Origin of the sequence: Paenibacillus glycinis, assembly GCF_009909185.1 — a bacterium.
GTDB lineage: Bacteria > Bacillota > Bacilli > Paenibacillales > Paenibacillaceae > Paenibacillus_Z > Paenibacillus_Z glycinis.
In genome coordinates, this window is record NZ_JAAAMV010000019.1 from 1 (window position 1) to 24064 (window position 24064).

Below are 24064 nucleotides of genomic sequence, written 5' to 3' on the forward strand. Positions count from 1 at the left end.
TTTTGCGCGCTTGTGGGCCGAGTGCTCTTCGGCCATGTGAAGCAAAAACTGCTTCGAAAGCATTTGCTTCGTTTCTGCTCATGCTTTGCCGCGATATTTCAGGGTCATTATGGTTTGAATTAATGGAGCCGGCGAGACTGCGCGCATGAGATTTACGGAAGCTCAAGCGAGGGCTCTTCCGGCTGTATCAAGCTTGAAGCACAGCTGGTTTTTGCCGGACGAACCGTCGATTCGAGGCATAAAAACGCGAAGTCGGGCTTCCATAACAGTATATGGTTCAGGGAAAGCATATATACGATGTATGCTCTGGCTGCCTTGTGCGGGGATTGGAATGATAGGTGAATTGTGGTATATTGAGCCTAAACAGAGCCCTTCTTATACGGAGTGAATGCATTGGACAATGAGTCGATTAACTATAATAGATATCGCTGGAACCGTATGCTGCTCAACGGGTTCTGGTTCATTTTGGTGCTCACGATCGTATTGGAATGCCTTTACTTGACCATAACGGAAGAACCTCCAGGCGAGTTTATCCGCAATTACATGATCAAGCCGTCCGCGCTGCAGCTGGTCACGATCCTGTTTGCCGAGTCCATGCTCCGATTTCTGAAGGGCAAATACCAGGACTATATCCTCATTTTCATCTCCACCGTGCTTTCCTTTATCATCGTGTACATACACAACTCCCTGAACTACTTGCTGCTCGCGCTTTTCCTGCCCGTCATGGTGTCGATCTTCTACTTTCAGCTCAAAAAACTGGCGTTTGCCTTGATCAACACGCTCTCTGCGCTGTACCTGCTGTATTGGACCAACGATCTCGTCAACGAGAACATCACGCTCGCCGGACTAACTACCATTACGGTCATGTTCAGCGTATACTCGCTGGTGGCATGGGGGATCCTCAGCCGCGGAAGAGAGCTGCTCGAGCATCTGAAATCCTACTTCGAGTCGCACCAGCAGCTGCTCGTGAAGACGATCTGGATGGACAAGCTGGCCAAGACCGACGCATTGACCGATCTCTACAACCACATTACGTTCCACGAGTATTTCGAGCGGCTGATCGACCAGAACGAACGCAATCACCTGCCTCTGCAGCTGGCCATCGTGGACATCGACAATTTCAAGCAGGTGAACGATACGTACGGCCATCGCGCAGGGGACGCCGTGCTGAAATCCGTCGCCGACATCATCCGGACCAATGCCGGCACGAATGATTTCGTCGCCCGGTACGGCGGGGAAGAATTCGCCGTCCTGTACACGGACAAGCCGCATGGCGAAGCCCATGCCATCGTGGAACGGATGCGCGAGGAGATCGCCAAAGTCACGCACAGCAGCTTGAACGGCAAGCCCGTCACCGTCAGCGTCGGCTTCGCGGAGTATTCGACGGGCGAGGGCAAGGAGCACTTCTTCAATCGCGTCGATGCCGCCCTGTACAAGGCGAAGAACACCGGCAAGAACCGGACGATCGTCGCTTCCGATCCCCACGACAGTCAAAGCCAATTAGCCTAAAAACGCGAGCGGCAACCCGCCTCAGCAGCAACTTGAAACGCATAATAAAGCCTTTAACGCAACAGCCACCGCATCCCCCTTAAACGCGATAGCTACCGCTTATCGCCCCAAACGCAAAAAAGCTTCCGCCCAGGGCGGAAGCTTTTTCATTCTCTGCTATGCGTTTAGTTTTGCATGATAAAATCGTTCTGCGCTTGCTCGGATCCTTCGTATACCTTCAGGATCTCGTAACGCGTGTTGCGCTGCGCCGGGATTTTGCCCGCTTCGCGGATGATCTGCAGCGTCGAGCCGATATTGACCTTATGCGTCGTGCCCGCCGCCGAGACGACGTTCTCTTCGATCATCGTGCTGCCGAAATCGTTGCAGCCGTAGGAGAGCGTCAGCTTGCCGATCTCCGGTCCCATCGTTACCCACGAGGATTGGAAATTGTCGATGTTGTCCAGCGTGATGCGGCTGATCGCCAGCGTCTTCAAGTATTCCTCCGGCGTAGCCTTCTCCCGCTTCATGTTCGTGTTCTCCGGCTGGAACGTCCAAGGAATGAACGCCAGGAAGCCTTTGGAATCGTACCCGTTCGCGATGCAATCGTCCTGCGCGTCGCGGACGCGAAGCAGGTGAAGCGCGCGCTCTTCCATTTCTTCTCCGAAGCCGATGACCATCGTCGCCGTCGAATTCATGCCGAGTTTATGTCCGGTCCGCATGACGTCCATCCAGTCCGTCCACGACCCCTTCAAACGGCTGATTTTCTTCCTCGTCCGGTCGTCCAGAATTTCGCCGCCGCCGCCCGGCAAAGAGTCGAGTCCCGCCTGGTTCAGCTCGCGAAGCACCTGCTCCAGCGACAGCCCCGACAAGGTGACCATCTTCTGAATTTCCGCGGGCGAGAAGGAATGCATCGTAATCGTCGGGTAATGCTGTTTGATTTTACGCAATAAGTCCAAGTAATACGAGAACGGCAGATCGGGGTTGACGCCGCCCTGCATGAGAATTTCCGTCCCGTTGACGTCAATGGTTTCCTGGATCTTCTGCAGGATCGTCTCGTCCGAAAGCACGTAGCCTTCCTTCGAGCCGGGCGCGCGGTAAAACGCGCAGAACCGGCAGTACACGTCGCACACGTTCGTATAATTGATATTTCGTCCAATGACGAACGTCGTAATCGGATCCGGATGGCGCCTCATCATCAGCTGATTGGCGACATGGCCCATTTTCTCGATTTCATCGGATTCGAACAGCGTCACGCATTCTTCCAATCCGATTCGTTCTCCTTGCAATGCTTTATCTAAAATGCGATCGATGATCTGCAATGCGGAGACCTCCTTCTCTGTCAACATTTCCGTTACACCGGCAGGCTTCAACTTATACTACCATAAACGCGAATGGCCGTCATATCGCATGCGGATAAGCAAATCTCCGCCAACGCCAAGAAAAACGCGGCTAGTCCACCCGGACAGCCGCGTATTGCTTTATTTGAGGCTAATTAACCCTTCAGCGCCTGATCCAAATCCGCGATCAGATCGTCGATGTCTTCCAGGCCGACGGAATAGCGCAGCAGCCCGTCCGAGATGCCGCGTTCATGGCGCACTTCAGGCGGCATGGCGGCATGGGACATCATGGCCGGATAAGACAGGATGCTCTCGACCGCGCCTAAGCTTACCGCCACGAGCGGCAGTTTCACGCGGCTCAGGACGGCCTTCGCGCGTTCGCCGTCGCCGATGTCGAAGGACACGACCGCGCCGTAGCCTTTGGACTGCTTCTCGTGAACGTCGCGGCGCGGGTGATCGGCCAGGCCCGGGTAATACACGCGCGTCACGGCCGCGTGGCCGTTAAGCCATTCCGCCAGCTTGCGCGCGCTCTGCTCGCTCTGCTCCATCCGGGCCTTCAGCGTCTTCATGCCCCGCATCAGAAGCCACGATTCCTGGGAGCCGAGCACGGTACCCAGCCCGTTCTGCAGCTGCTTCAGCCGGCGGCCGAGGCTTTCGTTCGCCGCGACGGCCAGTCCGGCCAGCACGTCGCTGTGGCCGCCGAGGAATTTCGTCGCGCTGTGCAGCACGATGTCGACGCCGAGCTCGATCGGACGCTGATGGTACGGCGTCATGAACGTATTATCGAGCAGCGTGATGAGTTCGTGCGACTTCGCCCAAACGGCGATCTCGGCAATATCGGTGATTTTGAGCGTCGGGTTGGACGGCGTTTCCATGAACACCGCTTTCGTGTTCGGCTTCAGCGCCGCTTTCACCGCTTCGAAGTCCGTCATGTCCACGAACGTGGAATCGATGCCGAGCCGGCTGAGGACGGTCGTCAGGAGCCGGTACGTGCCGCCGTAAACGTCCTCGGTCACGATGACGTGGTCGCCGTTCGAGAACAGCAGAAACGCCGTCGAGATCGCGGCCATGCCGGATGCGAACGCGAATCCGCGAACGCCGCCCTCAAGAAGCGCGATATAGTCTTCGAGCGCCTGGCGCGTCGGATTGCCCGAACGGCTGTAGTCGTGAACGGGCGGATTGAATATATCGTGATGATGAAACGTCGACGCTTGGTAGATCGGCACGCTGGAGGCGCCGGTATGCTCGTCGATCTCGGAGCCGAAATGGATCAGCTTCGTCGCGAATTTCGTTTCGGGCTTTTTCTCGTTGTTCGTGTTGGATTGCTGCTCCGCCATTCGTTTACGCCTCCCCGATTTCGCGTTTGGCCGCTTCGAACGCTTGCGCCAGGTCCGCGATCAAGTCGTCTTGGTGCTCGATCCCGACGGAGAAGCGGAGCAGACGGTCGTCCACGCCGATCTGCTCGCGGATCGCCAGCGGGATATCGGCATGCGTCTGCACGGCGGGGTACGTCATCAGCGACTCGACGCCGCCCAGGCTCTCGGCGAACGCGATCAGCCGGATGTGACGCAGGATCGGCTCGACGTAAGCCGCGTTCTTCAAACGGAACGAGAAGATGCCGGTATTGCCCGACGAGATGCGGTTCTGCACCTCATGGCCGGGATGATGCGGCAGCGCGGGATAGAAGACTTCATCGACGGCTTCGTGCGCGAGCAGCCAGTTGGCGATCGCGGTCGCGTTGGATTGGTGGCGCTCCATGCGCAGGGCCAGCGTCTTCATGCCGCGCATCAGCAGCCAGGAGTCCTGCGGACCGAGCACGGCGCCGAGGGAGTTGTGCAGGAACGCCATCTGATCGGAGAGCTCTTTGCCTTTGGTGACGATCAAGCCGGCAAGCACGTCGTTGTGACCGCCGAGGTACTTGGTCGCGCTGTGCACGACGATATCGGCCCCGAGCTCGATCGGACGTTGAAAGAACGGCGTCAGCAGCGTGTTGTCCACGATCGACAGCAGGTTTTTGGACTTGGCCCACGCGCAGACGCGCTCCAGATCCGTGATCATCATCAGCGGATTGGTCGGCGTTTCGATCAGGATCGCTTTCGTCGCGGGCGTGCAGAGCGTGTTCAGCGCATCGACGTCGTTGGTATCCACGTAGGAAGCCGTGACGCCGAAGCGGCTCATGATCCGCTCGAGCAGGCGATATGTACCGCCGTACAGGTCGAGAGACACGAGGAGATGATCCCCTTGGCTGAACAGGGAGAAAATCGTCGTCAAGGCAGCCATGCCGCTGCTGCAGGCAAACCCGGCGTCGCCGGATTCCAGCTCCGCCGCGGCTTCTTCGAGCACGGTGCGCGTAGGGCTTTTCGTGCGGGCGTAATCGAATCCGGTGCTCTCTCCCAGTCGCGGATGGCGGAACGCGGTCGATTGATAAACAGGGAAGCTTACGGCCCCGGTGACGGGCTCTTTAATGGATCCAATTTGCGCCAAGCGGCTTTCGATTTTCATGTGCTGCAGTCTCCCTCTTCTATATTAAATGGTGGTTGCCTGCCTCTTAAATGCCCGCCCCTAAATCGTAAGGCGTCTGTTGGTACACGTAATAGTTCAGCCAGTTCGAGTACAGCAGGTTCGCGTGCGCGCGCCAAGTCGACAACGGCTGTTTCGACGGATCGTCGTTCGGATAATAGTTCTTGGGAATGTCGATGTCCATGCCCTTCGCTTGGTCGCGGTCGTATTCCGACTTGAGCGAGGCGGGATCGTACTCGGAATGCCCCGTTACGAAGATCTGCCTGCCGTTACGGGAAGCGACGATGTATACGCCGGCATCCGGGGAATACGATAGAATGTCCAGGTCGCCGACCGCTTCGATGTCCTCGCGGCGCACTTCCGTGTGGCGCGACTGCGGCACGAGGAATTGTTCGTCGAAGCCTCTCATGAGCGGCACGTTGCGTTTCTCCACCTGATGCGGGAAGACGCCGAACATTTTCTCCTGCAGATCGTGCTTCGGAATGCCGTAATGATGGTAAAGCCCGGCCTGCGCGGCCCAACAGATATGGAACGTCGAGGTGACCTTGCGCGTCGACCAGTCCATGATGTCCTTCAGTTCTTCCCAATAGTTCACGTCTTCGAATGGAAGCGTCTCTACGGGAGCTCCCGTCACGATCATGCCGTCGTAATATTCGTGCTTGATGTCGTCGAACGTTTTATAGAACGACTCCAAATGCTGCGAGGACGTGTTCTTGGACGTGTGCGTCTTCGGATGGATCAGCACGACCTCCACCTGCAGCGGCGTATTGCCGATCAGCCTCAGCAGCTGGGTCTCGGTCACTTCCTTGGTCGGCATCAGATTAAGAATCGCGATCCGCAACGGACGGATATCCTGACGATAGGCTACGCTCTCGTCCATCACGAAGATATTCTCCTCCGTGAGAATATCTTTCGCGGGCAATTGATCGGGTATTTTGATCGGCATGGCTACTCACTCCTGTTATGTTTTTTTCTTGAGGAGCGCAACGAAAACAGCCCCTCTCCGCAGAGAGGGGCATAACAGTATCGTTCATGCGCCTCTCATCTCTCAGAAACCTACGTTTCCGCAAGAATTAGCACCGTGCGTCTTCACGCCGGTTGCCGGGCTTCATCGGGCTAGTCCCTCCGCCTGCTCTTGATAAGAAAGCTTGCTTATTTAATTAGAAATCATGCTATGGGAATACTTTAAATCATTCCTTCAATTCCGTCAAGCGTCCCCGCTTCGGGCGCCAAATTACGCGTAACCATAGGCTTTTCCCCGCATATGGTATTACATGCGGAAACCCGCTGCTTTTCTTCTTGTATGGAAAGTCGTTGTCGGAGTATACTAGACAAGGATTATGCGCGAAATCGCATAAAATTGAACGTATAAAGGAGTGTTTACGAATATGGAAGGCGACCCGAGGCCTGCGAGCGACCGCATTCGGCATGCGCATGTCCGCAGCGAGAATGCGTGTTTCCGCATTGATAACCGGTATGTCGGAATGCCAGTCTGTCCGCTTGCGCCGACCCGGCCTTATTCGTCAAACGACTCCGCGAACGCGCGGCGATACGGCGAATAACGGCCCGAGAGGCGTATTCGCACATGCTCCCTCCCTCATGCCGGCATCCGGGGAACGATCAACTAGGGCAAGAGAGGAGGAGCGCGGATGAAAATCCGTCACGTGACGCAAGGCGTATTCAAACCGATCGAGGACATCACCGCCGCAACGATTCCGCCTGCGGAAGGCTTTTATTGGATCGACGCGGACGTCGACGATCTTACGGTACTGCAGCCGTTGTTCTCGCTCCATGAACTGGCAGTCGAGGACTGTCTGAGCGAAGAGGAGCAGCGGCCGAAAATCGAAATTCACGAAGGCCATTATTTTTTGGTGATCAACAGCATCCGGTTCGACGACGAAGAAATTTTCCTGCGGGCCCTGAACATTTTTCTGGGACGCCATTATATCATCACCGTTACGAAACAAAAAATCAACGAGCTGCGCACGTTGAAACCGATTCTGCTGGAGGAGCAGGTCAGCCGTCCCGATCATTTCCTCTATCATCTCGTCGATATCGTCGTGGACAATTATTTCCTCGTCGGCGACCGCATCGAGGTGCGCATCGAAAGCCTTGAAGAAGCCATACTCATGCACACGAAGAAATCGCATCTGAACGAAATCATCGGTCTGCGAAGCGAGATCCTGTGGCTGAAGAAAGTACTCGGTCCGCAGAAGGAGCTCATCGCGACGCTCAACAAAAAAGATCTGAAGCTGATCGACGACCAGCTTCAAAAATACTTCAGCGATATCTACGAGAACGCCGTGAAAATCTCCGAGACGTTCGAGACGTACCGCGACCTCATGGGCAACTTGCGGGAGGCGTACCAATCGAGCCTCGCCAACCGCGCCAATGAAATCATGCGCGTGTTCACGGCGCTGACGACGATCTTCATGCCCCTTACCTTCATCACCGGCATCTACGGGATGAACTTCGATTATATTCCCGGTCTTCATATGCACGGCGGCTCGTACGTCCTATTAACATTCATGCTTCTGCTTGGATTCGGCATGTTCTTTATTTTCCGCAAGAAAGAATGGCTCTGACAACGACAAAGCTCTCCTCGGACCTCATCGTCCTGGAGAGCTTTTTTCGTATCCGCCTTGCCTACAGCTTGCCGAGCGGCAGCTTGAACGTTTGCTTGGTCAGCGGGTACAGCCATTTGACGCCGCTCGGCGTCAACGTATCCGCAAGCAAATGCGACAAATAACCCCATAACGCCGTCTGGGCGATGCCGTCCAAGCCGATCTGACCTTCCAGTCCATGTCCGATCGCCCACCAGCCGGCGGCGGCCCATACCGTATGGCTGAGCCCCCGGTGATTCAACCACGGTACCCATGCCACGTACACGCCGAGGCCGATCAGCCAGCTCATCCCGCCCGTGAAACCGCCGTAGAGCAGCGCCACGCCGATCGCGCTGACGAGCGCGTTGCGGATCGCCCCGTTGCTGAGCACCAAGCCGAGCAGCAGCACGGCTCCCGCCGCGACCGCCCATTCGATGTGCAGGATACCTTTCGCCGCGTACGCATACGCGGTCGTGCCGCAGAGCGCGACGCCGCCCCATAACAAGAGCGCGTGAATCCACTTCGCCGTGCGGTTCAGCTTGCCGCTCAGCATGTTCGTGCCGTCCAGATCGGCGGCTAGCGCCGAGAACGCCGCCGCCGCAACATATAGCGCGGCATGCTTCGCGGTGAACGGATGACTGGCGGCCGCGGCAACGCCGATCGCGGTACCGATCGCCAAATGCGTCGTTCCTTTCATGTGTTTCCCCTCTCTTGGTGACTGACTCCGGTGCACGCGTTTCTCATAAGTCAATAAGCCATTAAACCATTTCTCCCGCGAGCGCTTCCTTGCGCCCCTTCTCCACGTCCACGTAGACGAGAATCGCGATTCCGACAATAAAGAATGCCAGCAAGGCCAAGATTCCGTAACGGCTGGATCCGGTTATCGAGCCGACTTTCGCAAACACGAACGGCCCCGCAACGGAAGCGAATTTGCTCGACAGGCTCAAGAAGCCGAAAAACTCCGCCGTCCGCGACGGCGGAACGAGCTCGGCATACAACGATCTGGCCGTCGCCTGGCTCCCGCCCTGCACTACGCCTACCAATGCGGCCAACAGGTAGAAATGGATCGCACTCGTCATGAAGAAACCTAATATCACGATCAGTATGTAGACCACAAGAGAGCTGTAGATCGATCTCTTGATCCCGATCCGCGAGGCGAATTTGATGAATAACAGCGTACTCGGATAGCCGACGAACTGGGTAATGAGCAGCGCCGCGATCAGGTCGTTCGTTTCGATCCCGATGCCGCTGCCGTAAATGGTCGCCATGACGATGACGGTGTTGATCCCGTCGTTGAAAAACCAGAACGAGGCCATGTATTTCAGCAGCTCCGGGTAATGCTTTAAAGTCATGATCGTTCCTTTTACTTGCTTGAGCCCGTTCTTCATCGTTTCTCCGAAACCGGAAGCCTTGTCCTTTGCCTTTTCCTTGACGTTCCGCATGACCGGCAGCGAGAAGACGATCCACCAGACGCCGACCATCGCGAAGACGGTTTGCGAGGCGGCCGTCGAATCCCGAAAGCCGAACGTGCCAAATGAAGTAATCATAACAAGATTAACCAATAGCAGCAACCCGCCGCCCAGATAGCCCATGGCGTATCCTTTGTTGCTAACCGCGTTCATCGTGTCCGGCGTCGAGACGTCGGGCAGCAGCGCGTCGTAGAACGTATTGGAAGCGGCAAATCCGATCGTGCCCATGATGACCAATATCGAAGCGAGCAGCCAGCCGTTCTCGCCGATGAAGGCCATGCCGATGCACGCCGCCGCGCCAAGAAACATGAAAGCCGACAGGAAACGCACCTTCGATCCCGTATAATCCGCCACCGCGCCCAAAATCGGACAAAGCACGGCAACGAACAACATCGCGATCGTCTGCGTGTACCCCCAGTACGATTCCGCTGTATTTCCCGCTAACCCCTTGCCGGCAACCTCTTTGTAAAACACCGGCATGACCGCAGCCATGATCGTCGTCGCGAATGCGGAGTTCGCCCAATCGTACATCATCCAGCTTCTGACTGCCTTTGGGTTCATGCGGTTCTCTCCTTCATAGCGCTTTTGTCTCATCTCTACCGAGACCATTCGACGAAGGTCCCGAGATTCCTTTTAAAGGTATTGTTAAGCCCGCCCCGGTCCTTCCGCGCTTTGCTGTTCCTTCGTTTATCATTTATAATAGTATGGTACTGTGATAAAAATCTTTGATGGATTGGGAGGGATTCCGTGAACATTAACCAGCTTGAGACGTTATTGACGATTTCCCGAACGATGAGCTTCCGCAAAGCGGGTGAACTGCTCAATCTGACGCAGCCGGCCGTATCCGCTCAGATCAAAAGTCTCGAGGACGAGTTCAAGGCGGTGCTAATCGATCGGAATCAGCCCGTGACGTTAACGGACCGCGGACAAGTCTTTCTGGATCATGCCGAACGGATTCTCGCCATCGTCGAGGAGCTCAAGCAGAAGCTGTCCGATCTCAACCAGACGCCGCAGGGGCATATCGTGCTCGGCACCACCTCCTCGATCGCCATTCAAATTCTGCCGCGCGTGCTGTCCTATTTTCAAAATCAATTTCCGCTCATCAAAACGACCATTCATTCCATGCCCTCTTCCGGCGTCATGACGAGCGTGGAGAACGGCAGCGTCGATATCGGCATCACGTACCTGAACGAGCGCAATCCGAACGTGGAAACCTCGATTCTCTATTACGACACGTACGAGCTGGTCGTCGCGCCGGAGCATCCCATGAGCGATTTGAAGCATACTACGGTGGAATCGCTCAAGGACATCCCGATGATCATGCTGTCGCCCGATACGCTGGGACGCCGGTTCCTGGATCAGATCTTCCGGAAATACAACCTTCAGCCCAATATCGTCATGGAGCTGTCCAGCAGCGAGGAAGTCAAACGGATGGTGGAAATCAATCTCGGCGCCGCGGTCGTCTCCAAGCTGTCCATTGCCAACGAGGTGCGCCTCGGCACGCTGAAACGCATCAAGGTCGGCGAGCTGGACATGAGTCATCCCGTCGGACTCGTCTATAAGTCGGGGAGGTACATCAACTCCGCCATGCAGCAATTTCTGAGCGATTTGAAAGGCATGCCCGAGGATCAATTCATCAGCAGCGAATAGGAGAGGATCTCATGAAATTCGACTTACATACGCATCATTTCCGGTGCGGACACGCGGACGACAACATTGAAGATTACATCAAAGCCGCGCTGAAGGCCGGTCTCGGCGTCATCGGCATATCCGACCATTCCCCGTTCTTCGCGAGCGACCGCGATCATCTGAATCCCGGCATCGCGATGGCCAAGAGCGAATTTGCCCATTACGTCGACGAAGTGCTGCGTCTGAAAGCCAAGTACGAAGGCAAGATCGACGTCCTGCTCGGCGTCGAATCGGACTTTTTCCCCGAGCATGCGGTGCTCTATCGGGACACCTATGCCAAATATCCGTTCGATTACATCATCGGCTCCGTGCATCAGTCGCGCGGCGTCAGCATCTTCAACCGCAACCGCTGGAACGGCTTGTCGGAGGAGAGCAAGATCGACGAAAAACGCCATTATTATAAGTTGATCGGCGAATCCGCGCGGAGCGGCATGTTCCAGGTGCTCGGCCATATCGACGCCATGAAGGGCTATTACCCGGCGTTCTCGGACATTATGGCGGACGACGCCATCGATGAGGCGCTTCGCCTGATCGCCGACAGTAAAGCCTCCATCGAAATCAATACGTCCGGGGGCACGAAGGACGTCGGCGGCTGGTATCCGTCGGATGCGATATTGGAGCGGGCCTGCCATTACGGCGTTTCGGTCACCTTCGGATCCGACGCGCACAAGCCGAGGCGCGTCGGCGAAGATTGGGAGCTTGTCGCGAAGCGATTGAAGGAAATCGGCTTCAAGCATTGGCAGTACTACAAGAACAAGCAGCCCGTCGTCGTCCCGTTATAAGGCCGGACAAAAAAAAGTGGACCTGCACACCGCAGGTCCAAACACATATATAATCAAAAGGGGGTCTTGGTCAGTATCTTACCCCACGAATGTAAAGGGACGATAACAGGAACATTGCAGTTGTATGACAAATATTCGCGCGCCCGGCAGAAAGGTGAATCCTCATGTGGTTTGCGGCAGCCGTCAGCAGCGCTTTGCTCTTCGGGCTTGCGGGCTGGTGGATGAAGGTGTCCCAGATGCAGGGCGGTTCGTCCGCCTATTTGTTTCTGGGACTTTATTTGTCCGGCACGGCCGGTTTCGGCGTGCACGGCTTGGTCGAAGATACGCTGCGAGGCGCGTTGAACGATCCGCGGATATGGATCGCGGGATTATTGATCGGCGCCGGATCGGCGCTTGGCAACGCCTTGTTCATGAAAGCCTTGGCGTGCGGCCCGGCCAGCCTCACTTCGCCGCTCACGAACATGAACATCGTCTTGGTCATCGCGCTTGGCACCTTCGCCTACGACGAAGCATTGACGGGCTTCGAACTGGCCGGCGTGCTGCTCCTGCTCACGGCGGTCGTGCTGATCTCGGTCAAATTCGGCGGGAAGCAAACGGCGATTCGCCCCAAGTGGCACCTGTACGTCGGCCTCGGCATTTTGCTGTTCGCGCTGCGCAACGGAGGGCTGAAGGTCACCGAAGAAATGGGACTCGGCGGAACGCCGGTGTTGTTCGTTGCGTACCTGCTCTCCTTCGGCGGATTCGCCTGGGTTGCCGCCAGGGAAAGGACGCAGGTCCGATCGCTTGGCAAGTTAGGCGCACACAGCCTGCAAGCGTCAACGCTCGATCGCAGCAGCCGAGCGAATGCCGTCGGGTTGAAATGGGGACTGCTCGCCGGTCTCTTCTCATACGCCGGGTTGCAGCTGTACGCCGTGGCGCTGCAAACGGGACAAGCCAGTATCGCCGGGCCGATCTTTGCCGCGAACAGCCTTGTCGTCGCCGCGGGAGCCATCGTCCTGTACCGCGAACGCTTGAACGCGCTGCAGTGGTCCGCCTTCGTCTTAACGTTTGCCGGGCTGATTCTGATTCGATTGTGACTGTCCCCGCGAGAAGACCCTTCGCAGGGTCGATTGGGCCGACTCCTTGCCGCGTCTCATGTAACGGCGAAAGCGGTTCGCGGCCGACAGCTTCATCGCGGAACCCCATCCATCGTACCTGCCGTCTCTTCCGTCCAGCAGCCGGTGCAGCTCGCGCACGCGCGCGTTGATCGTATCCAGCCGCACGTCCTCGTACTTGCTGATGACGAGCGGATACGGATACTCCTGCTCCGGTTGGCTTTCCTTTTCCTTCTCGATGACGTATCCCTGCTTCTGCAGCAGCGCCTCCATGGAGATCCGGTCCTCGTCCGCGCGAAATAAAAGCCAATGGTAGACGTTGCGCGGCTCCGCGATTTTGTCGCCTTTATGGATCAGCGCGTAGATCATCTGCGCATTGTGAACGAACAGCTCCTCGAGCGAATCCGGCAGCAGAAATCGGTAAAATTCCCATTCGGGATCCGGCTTAATGTAAGACTGCGCCCGATGCGGCCACTGTTCGTCCAGCCACGCGCGCAGCGTCTCCCCGCTCAGCTTCCCCCCGGCCAAATAATAGTAAAACTCCAGCCTCGTCGCCGCGTTGATGCGTCCGATATACACCGCGTCAGCAGTGCGTTTCAGCCAATGCTCCAGCTTCGATTCCAGCTCTTCCAGCTGGACGATAACCTGCTTGTTATTGCGGCTTCGCTCGCGAACCGGATACAGATTGACGGTAACGGAAAGGAGCTCCGAATAATCCGCCGGCGGCGCCGTGCCTTTATATCCAATATTCACAAGAACCCGCATCTGCTCGTTGCCTGCGCGACGTTCGTAGAATCCCCAATTGTCTGTCATTGCGCACCTCGATACCGTCCTATGAACGGCTTCCTTAGCTCGTACTGTTTCCCACTATTATAGCAGTCCGACTTCCGCCGCGTACTAGAAAATATTTCGGCATCGCGCGCGTAGTTCGTGAGCACTATTTTCATAATCTTTGATCGAGCACGGACTTACTTTAATATAGTTGGCGAAAAATAAAAAGTATTTCTTCGTTGGAAGCCCTTTATCCATTCCCTTTACAAAACCTCCTGTGTTACAATAGAGGCAGCAAAGAGGGGTGATAACGTGGATTTATCCAAAATGTGCCCAAAGTATGAATGCGCAACCGAGATGCTCGGAAAAAAATGGACCGGCTTGATTATACGGGTTCTGTTGGGCGGACCGAAACGGTTCAAGGAAATCAAGGAACAAATTCCGGAAATGAGCGACAAAATGCTTACGGACCGGATGAAGGAATTGGAGCATGCCGATATCATCAAACGGAGTGTCTATCCGGAGATGCCCGTCCGGATCGAATACGAATTGACCGAGAAAGGGCGAGGACTGGAGCCCGTTATCCGATCCATTCAAGATTGGGGCGAACACTGGTGCTAAGCCGCCGAACGTGACGCGGCTTTGCTTTCATAGCGGGTCCCCGCGGTTATCCGCGGTCAAGTAGACAATGAAAGACTTAACCGATAACCTTGGCGATAACAGCAAGCTTGTTCTGACAAAGAAGCCCTCGCATTATATGCGAGGGCTTCTTTGTCGTCGATACATCCGTTCAAGGTCGATAGAACTGCCTACGAAAACGGACGCCGGAAGCCTTCGGCGTTGGCGGCAAGAAGAACGATCGCAATAATCGCGAGCACGAGCGCGGGCAGCGCTTTGCCGAACGAATCCTTGACCCGAACATGCGCAACGACCGCAATCAGCATCATGACGGCGAACCAGGCTCCGGCCCATGCCAGGATTCCCGGCTTCCAGAAGCCGATCACCAGACCGGCGATCCCGATTAACTGAAACAGACCGGTCACGACGCGAAACCACTGAGGCAGCCGCAAATGATCGAAGGCTTCGATTTGCGCTTTAACGCCCGCAACGTTCATGCCGCCGCCCAAGAGGAAAGCCAGAATCAAAACCATCTGCAAAACAAGGCTTACTATCGACATGCCTCGAATCACTCCCAGGATATTATTGGGTTTCGCTCTTCATTATGTATCCTAGGATCCGTTCTTGAGAAGAGGGCACATTTTCGGAGCCTTTAAGCATTTTCGAAACTATGCGGCTTTTCTAACGGAACCGACCTTTCCGAATATGAAAAGAAGCCGTTCCCGAGGTACCCGGGAACGGCTTCTTATAAACCTGCCGCGCAGGTTTGGCGAATGGGCGCGACTTTGGTGCGGAGCACCACGGGAGCGCCCATCGCCAAACCGGAGCTTACATGCCCAGCCATTTCTTGAACAAATGCTTCGTCGTATCCTTGTTGATCGCCGCGATCGAAGTCGTGAGCGGGATGCCCTTCGGGCACGAGCGCACGCAGTTCTGCGAGTTGCCGCAGCCTTCGATGCCGCCGTCTTCCATCAAGGCTTCCAGACGCTCTTCCTTGTTCATTTCGCCCGTCGGATGCGCGTTGAACAAGCGAACTTGCGAGATCGCCGCCGGACCGATGAAGCTGTTGCGGTCGTTCACGTTCGGACACGACTCCAGGCAGACGCCGCAGGTCATGCATTTCGACAGCTCATAAGCCCATTGGCGCTTCGTTTCCGCCATGCGCGGGCCGGGACCGAGATCGTAGGTGCCGTCGATCGGGATCCAGGCTTTGACGCGCTTCAAGGCGTTGAACATGCGCTCGCGGTTGATGACCAAATCGCGCACGACCGGGAAGGTGCTCATCGGCTGCAGGCGAATCGGCTGTTCCAGCTGATCGATCAGCGAGCTGCACGCTTGGCGCGGTTTGCCGTTGATGACCATCGAGCACGCGCCGCAGACCTCCTCCAGACAGTTGGATTCCCAACAAACCGGAGCCGTTTTCTGTCCGTCGCGTTTCTTCGGGTTGCGCTGAATTTCCATCAGCGCGCTGATTACGTTCATGTTCGCGCGGTACGGAACTTCGAATTCTTCCGTATACGGCGCGGAATCCGGAGCGTCTTGACGCGTAATGACCAGCTTAACCGTTTTAGTTGCTACTGCTGTTTCCGCCATCGTTATTCTCCTTCCTATGATTTGTCTTTGGAGTAGTCGCGTTTACGCGGCGTGATCAGCGAGACGTCGACTTCCTCGTACGAGATTTGCGGGCCTTCGGCCGTCCACTTGGCTTTGGTGGTCTTCAGGAAATCCTCGTCGTTGCGTTCCGGGAATTCCGGCTTGTAATGCGCGCCGCGGCTTTCGTTGCGCATGAGGGCGCCCAGCGTCATCGCTTCGGACAACTCCATCATGTTCCACAGTTGGCGGGTGAACGCCACGCCGGCATTGTTCCAGCGCGCCGTATCGTTGATGTTGATGTTCTTGTAGCGCTGCTTCAGATCCTTGATCGTCGCGATCGTTTCTTCCAGACGCTTGTTGAACCGGACGACCGTCATATTGTTCGTCATCAGTTCGCCAAGCTCTTTGTGCAGCACGTACGCGTTCTCGGTGCCGTCCATTTTCAAGATGCTTTCGTACTTGTCGGTTTGACGTTTCTTCTCGCTGTCGAAGACCGAGGAGGAGATGTCGTCGGCCGATTTTTTCAGGCCTTTGATGTATTCGACGGCTTTCGGTCCCGTGATCATGCCGCCGTAGATGGCGGAGAGCAGGGAGTTCGCGCCGAGACGGTTCGCGCCGTGGTATTGATATTCGCACTCGCCGCAGGCGAACAAGCCCGGGATGTTCGTCATTTGGTTGAAATCGACCCACATGCCGCCCATGGAATAGTGAACCGCCGGGAAAATCTTCATCGGAATCTTCCGCGGGTCGTCGCCCGTGAACTTCTCGTAGATCTCGATGATGCCGCCGAGCTTCACGTCCAGCTCTTTCGGATCTTTGTGGGAGAGGTCAAGGTACACCATGTTCTCGCCGTTGATGCCGAGCTTCTCGTCGACGCAGACCGCGAAGATCTCGCGCGTCGCGATGTCGCGCGGCACGAGGTTGCCGTACGCCGGGTACTTCTCTTCGAGGAAGTACCAAGGCTTGCCGTCTTTGTACGTCCAGATCCGGCCGCCTTCGCCGCGCGCGGATTCGGACATCAGGCGCAGCTTGTCGTCGCCCGGGATCGCGGTCGGATGAATTTGGATGAATTCGCCGTTCGCGTAATAGACGCCTTGTTGGTACACCGCGCTCGCGGCCGTCCCCGTGTTGATGACGGAGTTCGTCGTTTTGCCGAAAATAATGCCGGGGCCGCCGGAAGCGAGAATGGTCGCGTCAGCCGAAAACGTATGGATCTCCATCGTGCGCAAGTCTTGCGCGGACACGCCGCGGCAGATGCCGTCGTCGTCCAGAATCGCGCCCATGAATTCCCAGTGCTCGCGCTTCGTCACGAGTCCGGCCGTTTCCCAGCGGCGAACCTGCTCGTCCAGCGCGTACAGCAGCTGCTGGCCCGTCGTGGCGCCGGCGAATGCCGTGCGGTGATACTGCGTGCCGCCGAAACGGCGGAAGTCCAGCAAGCCTTCCGGCGTACGGCTGAACATGACGCCCATCCGGTCCATCAAGTGGATGATGCCCGGCGCCGCGTCGCACATCGCTTTGACCGGCGGTTGGTTCGCCAGGAAGTCGCCGCCGTATACCGTATCGTCGAAATGCTCCCAGGTGGAGTCGCCTTCGCCCTTCGTATTCACGGCGCCGTTGATGCCGCCTTGCGCGCAGACGGAGTGCGACCGCTTGACCGGCACGACCGAGAACAGGTCGACGTGCACGCCGGCTTCCGCGGCTTTTATCGTAGCCATTAGGCCGGCGAGACCGCCGCCAACGACAATAATTCTATTTTTAGCCATTCCTTTTCACTCCTTGTCTTGAACTTAAACGAGATTCGTCATTTGCAGGGCAGCGGAAGCCGCCTCTTTGAATTCGTCGCCGCGGAACGACACGAGCGACAGCAGGAACAAGGCCGCCACGATGACGAAAACGCCCAGCCAAACGAAAGAGGAAATGCGCTGCGCGCGCGGGCCGATCGTGATCCCCCAGCTGACAAGGAATGCCCACATGCCGTTGCTGAAGTGGAACGTCGCCGCGATAACCCCGATGATGTAAAGCACGAAGTAGAAGCCGTTCGACGTGATCGTATGCATCTGGTCGCCAAGCTGCTCGTGCGTGACGTTGCCGATCATGACTTGGAATCGCGTTTGGTACAGATGCCAGAAAATAAAGATGAACGTAATCACGCCCGAAATCCGCTGCAGCATGAACGCCCAGTTGCGGCCGTATTGGAATCGGCCAGTGTTCAGGTTGGACTGGTATGCCACGTACAGGCCATATACCCCGTGGAACAGCAGCGGCAGCCAGATGCCGAACAGCTCCAGGAAGAAGACCAGCGGCAGATCGTTCAAAAACTTGACGCTGTCCTTGAACCCCTGCGCCCCCTTCTCGTAAGCCGAATAGTTCGTTATCATGTGTTCGATAAGGAACAGGCCGAGCGGGATAACTCCGAGCAAGGAGTGGATCTTGCGCGATAAATACGAATTTCCTTTCATAACGTAAACGTTCTCCTTTCCAAACTGTGGGGTTGCATTCGCCATTATTCGCCAAAACCATTCTCCATTGTAACCCTCGCCCAAAAAGGCGTCAACAAGGTTTCTTCCCTGTAATCAGGACGGAAATCGATACGCGTGAAAATCCATCCAGCTCAAATAACGATTTACACATAATGGTCACATTTCACATGATACTCCTTTTGCGCTTATAATGGAATTGCTTATTATTCATTAAAAGTTATAACCAATTTGCATATGTACCTTAAAACGAAGGTGGTAATCTCCCCTATGCTCGAAGAATTGAATATGTTCGCCGTCGTCGTCGAACAGTCCAGCATGAACAAAGCGTCAGCCGCGCTGAACCTCTCCCAGCCCGCGCTTTCGCGGAAAATCGCCAAGCTGGAGCAGGAGCTCGGCGCGCTGCTCTTCCGCCGGATCGGCAAGCGGCTCGAGCTGACGCGCATCGGCCAGCTTACGTACGATTATGCGGTGGAGGCGGGTCAGCAGCATCTGCGGTTCCTCAAGCTGCTCGCGGAATACAAGCATACCGGACGCACCACGTTCACGATCGGCGCCAGCTTGACGACCCTGCAGACGTCGCTGCCCGATCTGATCCAGGCGCTGACCGCGCACAGCCCCGAGCTCGACATCAAGGCGATTACCGGCAAAACGCATGAAATCGTCACCCTCGTTCGCGAGCATAAGGCCGATCTCGGCATCGTCGCCTCCCGGATCGACGACGCGCAGCTCAATTGCGTCCCACTCTTCGACGACCATCTCGTGCTCGTGCTGCCGCGCAACCATCTTATAATGGAGAAACACGCGCCGGTCATCACCGATTTGAACGGCCTGCCGATGATTCTGTTCTCCAAGGGAACGTGGTACCGGATCCTCACGGACGAGCTGTTCGAGAAATACCGCCTGCTGCCCGACGTCCGCATGGAAATCGACTCGTTCGAGGCCATACTTCGGCTGCTGCATACGTGCCGCGCCGCGACGCTCCTGCCCAAATCGTATTTGCGCCCGCAGATGCTGGCCGACAACGACCTGCAGGTCGTGCCGATCCCGGAACTCGAGGAGTCGAAACGCACGACTTCGCTCATTTTCGATCATTCGGAAAGCATGAGTCCCGCGGTTCGGCTGTGGATCGACGAGATGGCTTCCCATTACAAGCAAGTATAAACTGGAATAGAGACAGGATCGCAGGGGTCCTGTCTTTATTGTTTGCCAATTTTCGTATCCAATACCATGGATGATTCCCGCGGCGCGGCCGATGATAAGAAGGAACGGATTTTCGTCTTCCCCGCTTCCGATTGACGTGTTAATGCCGCGATTCCGCGAATATGAATATGACAAGCGTTACTGCCGCGGGGACGGCCTGCGGCGCCGCTTCAAAGCATGGATAATCCTGCCGGGGTTATGTTAAGGTAAGCTAGTATGCGATCGCGATCGAAGAATTTGAACGAACGAGGTGCCGGATGGATTCGTTGCAGCTAAAGCCGAATTGGACATTGTACGGTTGGTTGGCCGGAATTGGACTCCTTATTTATTTGCTCATTCAAATCATCCCCTCGACGGCGGACTCGTTCTTCTCCAGCAACAGCGAGCCGGTCATCGAGAAGAGCGCGGCGGAGGAAACGGCGGCGGCCTTCGTGCAGAAGCAGTTCGCGAGCCGGCCCGAGCGCGTGCACGCCGTCCATCAATCGGACAGCCTGCTATACGGCTACCTGGAGAAGAACAAGCTGACCCGCAGCTATGAAGACAAATACGACAAAACGCTGCCGACCGACACCTTTCAAGTCACCGCCGACATGCCGGACGACAGCGTCGTATTCGTCTATATCCACATGCAGAAAGGCACGGTCGTCGCCTGGAACAGGCTGAACGAATCGCAGGCTTCGCCCGCCGAAGGCAAGGAATTGACCGATACCGCGCTGTCGTTCGCCGCTTCCAAGGGCTATAACCAGGCAAACCTCAAGGTCTACCGGACGTATCCGGATACCGGCCGGATCGTCTTCGAACAAACGGCTTCCGACGTCGGGCAAGCAAAACTGCAGATCGACATTCGCAGCGAGAAGCTGACGGACGGCAGCTTCAGGATCACTTCGTTCAAGCCGCATTACGTCGTGCCGGACAGCTATGCCGACTACGTGAACAAGCAGAAAAGCCTTGCGAATTATTTATCGACCATCGGCAGCTTGTTCCTCTCGTTCGTCCTGTTTATCTTGGCCATCATCTATGCGTCGCTTTACCGGAAACACAGCTCGTTCCTGCGGGGAATCGTCGTTTCCCTGCTGTTCCTCGGCATGTATCTCGTCAACGACATCAATATGAAGGACGGACTGCTGGCCGGTTACGGCGAATCGACCGACGGCAACGTGCTCGCGGCCGCGGCCGTCATCGTCACCTGCCTCGTTACCGTGGTCATGGCGCTGGCCGTGTACTTCTCGCTCGTCGGCGGAGACGGCCTGTGGAAATCGATGGGGCGCAACCTGTGGCCGCGCTTCGGCCAGTCGGGTTACGGCGAATACGTATGGCGCAGCATGTGGCTCGGCTATTTGACCGCCTTCGCGCTGCTCGGGCTGCAGACGATCATTTTCATCGTCCTCATGAAGGTGTACGGTTCTTGGGCCACGACCGACGTGACGCAATCGACGTACAACCTGGCGATCCCATGGGCCTTCCCGCTGCTCGCCTGGTGCGCCGCCATCTCGGAAGAAGCCGTGTTCCGCTTGTTCGGCATCGGGCTGATGAAGCGCTGGTTCAAAAATTCGTTCGTCGCTTCGCTGATTCCGACGATCATCTGGGCGCTCGGCCATGTCACGTATCCGATCTTCCCGTCGACGACCCGGCTGCTGGAGTTGACGATCATCGGCCTCGTCTTCAGCTTCATGTTCCTGCGCTTCGGCTTCATTACCGTGCTGTTCGCGCATGCGGTGTTCGACAGCACCATGATGGCCATCTCGCTGATGTTCATGGGCGACGCCGGCGACGTGCTGGTCGGCATCGTCTACATCGTCCTGCCGATTCCGATCGCTTGGCTCTTCCGGATCTGGGACAAAAAAAGACGGCCGAGACCGTCTAGGACGGCTCCTCCCTCAATGCTTCGATAATTTGCGCGGCGAGCTTCTCGCCGATGGACAGCGGCCGGAAATCTTCGATTCCGGCCTCTTTTATTTTTTTGATCGAGCCGAAATGCTTCAGCAGCGCTTTCCGGCGCTTCTCGCCGATGCCCGGAATCGCGTCCAGGCGCGACGCCACCATCGACTTGCCCCGCTGCTCGCGGTGGAAGGTGATGGCGAAACGGTGCACCTCGTCCTGGATCCGCTGCAGCAGGTAGAACGCCTGGCTGTCGCGGGCGAGCGGAACGACCTCGGGCGGATCGCCCGTCATGAGCTGCGCCGTCTTATGCTTGGCGTCCTTGACGAGGCCGCATACCGGAACGAGCAAGCCGAGCTCGTTCTCCAGCACGTCCAGCGCGGCGGAGATCTGTCCCCGCCCGCCGTCGACGATGATGAGATCCGGCATTTGCAGGCCTTCCTTCAGCACGCGTTCGTAGCGCCGGCGGATGACTTCCCGCATCGTCTCGTAATCGTCCGGGCCTTTGACGGTCTTGATCTTGTACTTGCGGTATTCCTTCTTATCCGGCTTGCCGTCCGTGAAGACGACCATCGCCGATACGGGATCCGTGCCTTGGATGTTGGAGTTATCGAATGCCTCGATACGGCTGACCTGCGCCATTCCGATCGCTTCGGCCAATCCTTCGGCCGCTTTGAACGTGCGGTCCTCATCCCGTTCGATCAGTTTGAATTTCTCCTCCAGCGTCATCTTGGCATTGTGCACGGCCATTGCGACGACGTCTTTCTTGCGCCCGCGCTGCGGAATGAACACCTTCACTTTCAACCATTTTTGCAGGGAATTCCGCAGCTCTTCCTCCGGCGAGCCGGCTGCATGGTTGTCGGCATCCCCCGCCTCGTCCTCCTGCGCGGACTCAAGCGCGGCGTCGCCTTCCATGTAGGATTCCCGCGACTCCGCCGCTATCGGGTCCGGCAGCCTGGCGGGCGCTGCCTCGGCGTCGCCTTCCGACTCCAGTCCCGCTTCGCCTGCCTGCAGCGCCGCCGGCAGGAAAACCTCCTTCGGCAGCGCCGGGTTCTCCGAATAATACTGCGTCACGAACGTCATGAAATCATCGTAAGCATTGCCGTAATACGGAAACATCGTCGCCCGGCGTTCGATCAGCTTGCCCTGCCGCATGTACATGATCTGCACGCACATCCAGCCTTTATCGACCGAGAATCCGAACACGTCGCGGTCCATCGCGTCGTTCATCGTGATCTTCTGCTTCTCCATGACGGCGTCGATCGCGATGATCTGATCGCGGAATTCCTTCGCGCGCTCGAACTCCATCTGTTCGGCCGCGGCCTCCATCTTGGACTGCAGCGCCTTCTTCACTTCGTCGTGGCCGCCGCCCAGGAAACGGGTGATCTCCTGCACCATCGCCTCGTACGTGCCCGGCGCGATGTCGAATTCGCAAGGCGCCACGCATTGGCCCATGTGGTAATACAAGCACACTTTGTCCGGCAGCGTACCGCATTTGCGCAGCGGATACAGCCGGTCGAGCAGCTTCTTGGTCTGCTGGGCAGCGAACGCGTTCGGATACGGACCGAAATATTTGCCCTTGTCCTTCACGATGCGCCGCGTCACCTCGAGCTTCGGATGCGCCTCGCTCGTGATCTTGATATACGGAAACGACTTGTCGTCCTTCAGCAGCACGTTGTATCTCGGGTGATACTGCTTGATCAGATTGCACTCCAGGATGAGCGCCTCCATGTTGCTGGACGTGACGATATATTCGAAATCGCGGATCAGCGACACGAGCCGCAGCGTCTTGCCGTTATGGCTGCCGTTGAAATACGACCGCACGCGATTCTTGAGCACCTTCGCTTTGCCGACATAGATGATGGTTCCGCCGGCGTCCTTCATTAAATAACAGCCCGGCTGATCCGGCAGCAGCGCCAGCTTGCTGCGTATCCGCTCTTCCGCGAGACGCCTGTCGGCGGCCGTCTCGTTTGCTTGGTGTTCCCCCATTCTCGTCCTCCTCCCGGACTTTCGTTGACTCTTATTGTACCACACGCACGTTCGTTTTGCGGCGGCGGAAGTGGGCGGGCCATCGGCTCGCAAGCTGAAATCGTCCTCAATTTTGTCACGTTCTGCGCCTTTACAATTATTCTGAAAGTTGGGTATACTATGGGGAGCAATGTCGCCCCAGAGGAGGAAAATGAATACATGGAAAATGTAAGAGATCCACGCGAGCATTTAAATGAGGAGCCTCGCGATGATTTGTTCGACGTCGCAATGGGCTTCGGCGGGTTCTTCGGTATTCTGTTCGTTATTTTCGCCGTTGCGGTGATCATTAAATTCGCGATATCGTAATCATTGGCCTTGTTTCGGCAGCCAGCCGGAGCAGGGTCATTTTCGTTATTTGGAAGCCTGCCGTTGACAAACGGCCCGCTTCGGCATAAAATGGCAACAACAACTACTTGAGGAGGCTGATGTCGTATGGTGAACTTTACTTCGATTGTTTCGATAACGGAAATCGCATACGCATCGGTCTCGGTCGAATCATAGAAGGAACGGCGTT

21 protein-coding genes and 1 riboswitch are annotated in these 24064 nt (G+C 56.5%); of the genes, 9 read left to right on the top strand and 12 right to left on the bottom strand.

All coding sequences use genetic code 11. The annotated features are described in order from the left end of the window. Window positions 1–393: 393 nt before the first annotated feature. Complete coding sequence (locus tag GT019_RS19970; protein WP_161744965.1) at window positions 394–1509, top strand: GGDEF domain-containing protein; 1116 nt, start codon at window positions 394–396, stop codon at window positions 1507–1509. Between the two features lie 164 nt (window positions 1510–1673). Here GT019_RS19970 and mqnC read toward each other — a convergent pair whose 3' ends face one another. The 4 genes from mqnC to metA form a co-directional block, all read right to left on the bottom strand. Further along, on the bottom strand, window positions 1674–2807 hold the full coding sequence (gene mqnC, locus GT019_RS19975; protein ID WP_161744966.1) for a cyclic dehypoxanthinyl futalosine synthase: 1134 nt from the start codon (window positions 2805–2807) through the stop codon (window positions 1674–1676). A gap of 173 nt (window positions 2808–2980) precedes the next feature. After that, window positions 2981–4162: an aminotransferase class I/II-fold pyridoxal phosphate-dependent enzyme gene (locus GT019_RS19980; protein ID WP_161744967.1), complete on the bottom strand. Its 1182-nt coding sequence runs from the start codon at window positions 4160–4162 to the stop codon at window positions 2981–2983. 4 nt (window positions 4163–4166) lie between these two features. Continuing rightward, window positions 4167–5327, bottom strand: coding sequence for a PLP-dependent transferase (locus GT019_RS19985; RefSeq protein ID WP_161744968.1), 1161 nt, complete (start codon window positions 5325–5327; stop codon window positions 4167–4169). Between the two features lie 46 nt (window positions 5328–5373). Continuing rightward, window positions 5374–6291: a homoserine O-acetyltransferase MetA gene (gene metA, locus GT019_RS19990; RefSeq protein WP_161744969.1), complete on the bottom strand. Its 918-nt coding sequence runs from the start codon at window positions 6289–6291 to the stop codon at window positions 5374–5376. Window positions 6292–6383: 92 nt separating this feature from the next. After that, window positions 6384–6490: riboswitch (SAM riboswitch) on the bottom strand. Window positions 6491–6994: 504 nt separating this feature from the next. Here metA and corA point away from each other — a divergent pair. Continuing rightward, complete coding sequence (corA, locus tag GT019_RS19995) at window positions 6995–7930, top strand: magnesium/cobalt transporter CorA (RefSeq protein ID WP_161744970.1); 936 nt, start codon at window positions 6995–6997, stop codon at window positions 7928–7930. 61 nt (window positions 7931–7991) lie between these two features. Here the strand turns inward: corA and GT019_RS20000 are convergent, their stop codons facing one another. Both GT019_RS20000 and GT019_RS20005 read right to left on the bottom strand, forming a co-directional pair. Beyond that, window positions 7992–8645: a metal-dependent hydrolase gene (locus GT019_RS20000; protein ID WP_161744971.1), complete on the bottom strand. Its 654-nt coding sequence runs from the start codon at window positions 8643–8645 to the stop codon at window positions 7992–7994. A gap of 61 nt (window positions 8646–8706) precedes the next feature. Then, window positions 8707–9978, bottom strand: a complete 1272-nt coding sequence (locus GT019_RS20005; protein ID WP_161744972.1) for an MFS transporter — start codon at window positions 9976–9978, stop codon at window positions 8707–8709. A 186-nt stretch (window positions 9979–10164) separates the two neighbouring features. Between GT019_RS20005 and GT019_RS20010 the strand changes: the two genes are divergently transcribed. The 3 genes from GT019_RS20010 (at window position 10165) to GT019_RS20020 (ending at window position 12964) form a co-directional block, all read left to right on the top strand. Continuing rightward, the gene (locus tag GT019_RS20010) at window positions 10165–11067 is read left to right on the top strand and encodes a LysR family transcriptional regulator (RefSeq protein WP_161744973.1); all 903 of its coding nucleotides are present in this window, start codon (window positions 10165–10167) and stop codon (window positions 11065–11067) included. 11 nt (window positions 11068–11078) lie between these two features. Continuing rightward, window positions 11079–11888 (top strand): histidinol-phosphatase, encoded by an 810-nt coding sequence (locus tag GT019_RS20015; protein WP_161744974.1) that lies wholly within the window; start codon window positions 11079–11081, stop codon window positions 11886–11888. Window positions 11889–12052: 164 nt separating this feature from the next. Continuing rightward, window positions 12053–12964, top strand: coding sequence for an EamA family transporter (locus tag GT019_RS20020; protein WP_161744975.1), 912 nt, complete (start codon window positions 12053–12055; stop codon window positions 12962–12964). Here GT019_RS20020 and GT019_RS20025 read toward each other — a convergent pair. After that, window positions 12929–13795: a DUF695 domain-containing protein gene (locus tag GT019_RS20025; protein WP_161744976.1), complete on the bottom strand. Its 867-nt coding sequence runs from the start codon at window positions 13793–13795 to the stop codon at window positions 12929–12931. The two genes, GT019_RS20020 and GT019_RS20025, sit on opposite strands and share 36 nt — an antisense overlap. Before the next feature lie 270 nt (window positions 13796–14065). Here GT019_RS20025 and GT019_RS20030 point away from each other — a divergent pair, with 270 nt between their 5' ends. Beyond that, complete coding sequence (locus tag GT019_RS20030; RefSeq protein ID WP_328804003.1) at window positions 14066–14374, top strand: winged helix-turn-helix transcriptional regulator; 309 nt, start codon at window positions 14066–14068, stop codon at window positions 14372–14374. 188 nt (window positions 14375–14562) lie between these two features. Here the strand turns inward: GT019_RS20030 and GT019_RS20035 are convergent, their stop codons facing one another. The 4 genes from GT019_RS20035 to GT019_RS20050 form a co-directional block, all read right to left on the bottom strand. Further along, a complete protein-coding gene (locus tag GT019_RS20035; RefSeq protein ID WP_161744977.1) occupies window positions 14563–14931 on the bottom strand; it encodes a DoxX family protein in 369 nt (122 codons plus the stop codon). Between the two features lie 268 nt (window positions 14932–15199). Next, entirely contained in the window at window positions 15200–15964 is a 765-nt protein-coding gene (gene sdhB, locus GT019_RS20040; protein WP_161744978.1) for a succinate dehydrogenase iron-sulfur subunit, read from the bottom strand. A gap of 14 nt (window positions 15965–15978) precedes the next feature. Beyond that, window positions 15979–17727, bottom strand: a complete 1749-nt coding sequence (gene sdhA / locus GT019_RS20045; RefSeq protein ID WP_161744979.1) for a succinate dehydrogenase flavoprotein subunit — start codon at window positions 17725–17727, stop codon at window positions 15979–15981. 24 nt (window positions 17728–17751) lie between these two features. Next, window positions 17752–18423 (bottom strand): succinate dehydrogenase cytochrome b558 subunit, encoded by a 672-nt coding sequence (locus GT019_RS20050; protein ID WP_161744980.1) that lies wholly within the window; start codon window positions 18421–18423, stop codon window positions 17752–17754. A 288-nt stretch (window positions 18424–18711) separates the two neighbouring features. Here GT019_RS20050 and GT019_RS20055 point away from each other — a divergent pair, with 288 nt between their 5' ends. Further along, on the top strand, window positions 18712–19605 hold the full coding sequence (locus tag GT019_RS20055) for a LysR family transcriptional regulator (RefSeq protein WP_161744981.1): 894 nt from the start codon (window positions 18712–18714) through the stop codon (window positions 19603–19605). A gap of 296 nt (window positions 19606–19901) precedes the next feature. Next, window positions 19902–21536: a CPBP family intramembrane glutamic endopeptidase gene (locus GT019_RS20060; RefSeq protein WP_161744982.1), complete on the top strand. Its 1635-nt coding sequence runs from the start codon at window positions 19902–19904 to the stop codon at window positions 21534–21536. Here GT019_RS20060 and uvrC read toward each other — a convergent pair. Beyond that, window positions 21505–23511, bottom strand: a complete 2007-nt coding sequence (gene uvrC / locus GT019_RS20065; protein ID WP_161744983.1) for an excinuclease ABC subunit UvrC — start codon at window positions 23509–23511, stop codon at window positions 21505–21507. The two genes, GT019_RS20060 and uvrC, sit on opposite strands and share 32 nt — an antisense overlap. A 198-nt stretch (window positions 23512–23709) precedes the next feature. Here uvrC and GT019_RS20070 point away from each other — a divergent pair, with 198 nt between their 5' ends. After that, complete coding sequence (locus tag GT019_RS20070) at window positions 23710–23856, top strand: YqzM family protein (RefSeq protein ID WP_161744984.1); 147 nt, start codon at window positions 23710–23712, stop codon at window positions 23854–23856. The last annotated feature ends 208 nt before the right edge of the window (window positions 23857–24064 follow it).

What these genes read in the sequence shown, in the direction of transcription:
- GT019_RS19980 (WP_161744967.1), bottom strand. Translation starts at nt 4,162, where the DNA reads ATGGCGGAGCAGCAATCCAACACGAACAACGAGAAAAAGCCCGAAACG.
- GT019_RS19985 (WP_161744968.1), bottom strand. Translation starts at nt 5,327, where the DNA reads ATGAAAATCGAAAGCCGCTTGGCGCAAATTGGATCCATTAAAGAGCCC.
- metA (WP_161744969.1), bottom strand. Translation starts at nt 6,291, where the DNA reads ATGCCGATCAAAATACCCGATCAATTGCCCGCGAAAGATATTCTCACG.
- corA (WP_161744970.1), top strand. Translation starts at nt 6,995, where the DNA reads ATGAAAATCCGTCACGTGACGCAAGGCGTATTCAAACCGATCGAGGAC.
- GT019_RS20000 (WP_161744971.1), bottom strand. Translation starts at nt 8,645, where the DNA reads ATGAAAGGAACGACGCATTTGGCGATCGGTACCGCGATCGGCGTTGCC.
- GT019_RS20005 (WP_161744972.1), bottom strand. Translation starts at nt 9,978, where the DNA reads ATGAACCCAAAGGCAGTCAGAAGCTGGATGATGTACGATTGGGCGAAC.
- GT019_RS20015 (WP_161744974.1), top strand. Translation starts at nt 11,079, where the DNA reads ATGAAATTCGACTTACATACGCATCATTTCCGGTGCGGACACGCGGAC.
- GT019_RS20020 (WP_161744975.1), top strand. Translation starts at nt 12,053, where the DNA reads ATGTGGTTTGCGGCAGCCGTCAGCAGCGCTTTGCTCTTCGGGCTTGCG.
- GT019_RS20025 (WP_161744976.1), bottom strand. Translation starts at nt 13,795, where the DNA reads ATGACAGACAATTGGGGATTCTACGAACGTCGCGCAGGCAACGAGCAG.
- GT019_RS20035 (WP_161744977.1), bottom strand. Translation starts at nt 14,931, where the DNA reads ATGTCGATAGTAAGCCTTGTTTTGCAGATGGTTTTGATTCTGGCTTTC.
- sdhB (WP_161744978.1), bottom strand. Translation starts at nt 15,964, where the DNA reads ATGGCGGAAACAGCAGTAGCAACTAAAACGGTTAAGCTGGTCATTACG.
- sdhA (WP_161744979.1), bottom strand. Translation starts at nt 17,727, where the DNA reads ATGGCTAAAAATAGAATTATTGTCGTTGGCGGCGGTCTCGCCGGCCTA.
- GT019_RS20050 (WP_161744980.1), bottom strand. Translation starts at nt 18,423, where the DNA reads ATGAAAGGAAATTCGTATTTATCGCGCAAGATCCACTCCTTGCTCGGA.
- GT019_RS20055 (WP_161744981.1), top strand. Translation starts at nt 18,712, where the DNA reads ATGCTCGAAGAATTGAATATGTTCGCCGTCGTCGTCGAACAGTCCAGC.
- GT019_RS20060 (WP_161744982.1), top strand. Translation starts at nt 19,902, where the DNA reads ATGGATTCGTTGCAGCTAAAGCCGAATTGGACATTGTACGGTTGGTTG.
- uvrC (WP_161744983.1), bottom strand. Translation starts at nt 23,511, where the DNA reads ATGGGGGAACACCAAGCAAACGAGACGGCCGCCGACAGGCGTCTCGCG.
- GT019_RS20070 (WP_161744984.1), top strand. Translation starts at nt 23,710, where the DNA reads ATGGAAAATGTAAGAGATCCACGCGAGCATTTAAATGAGGAGCCTCGC.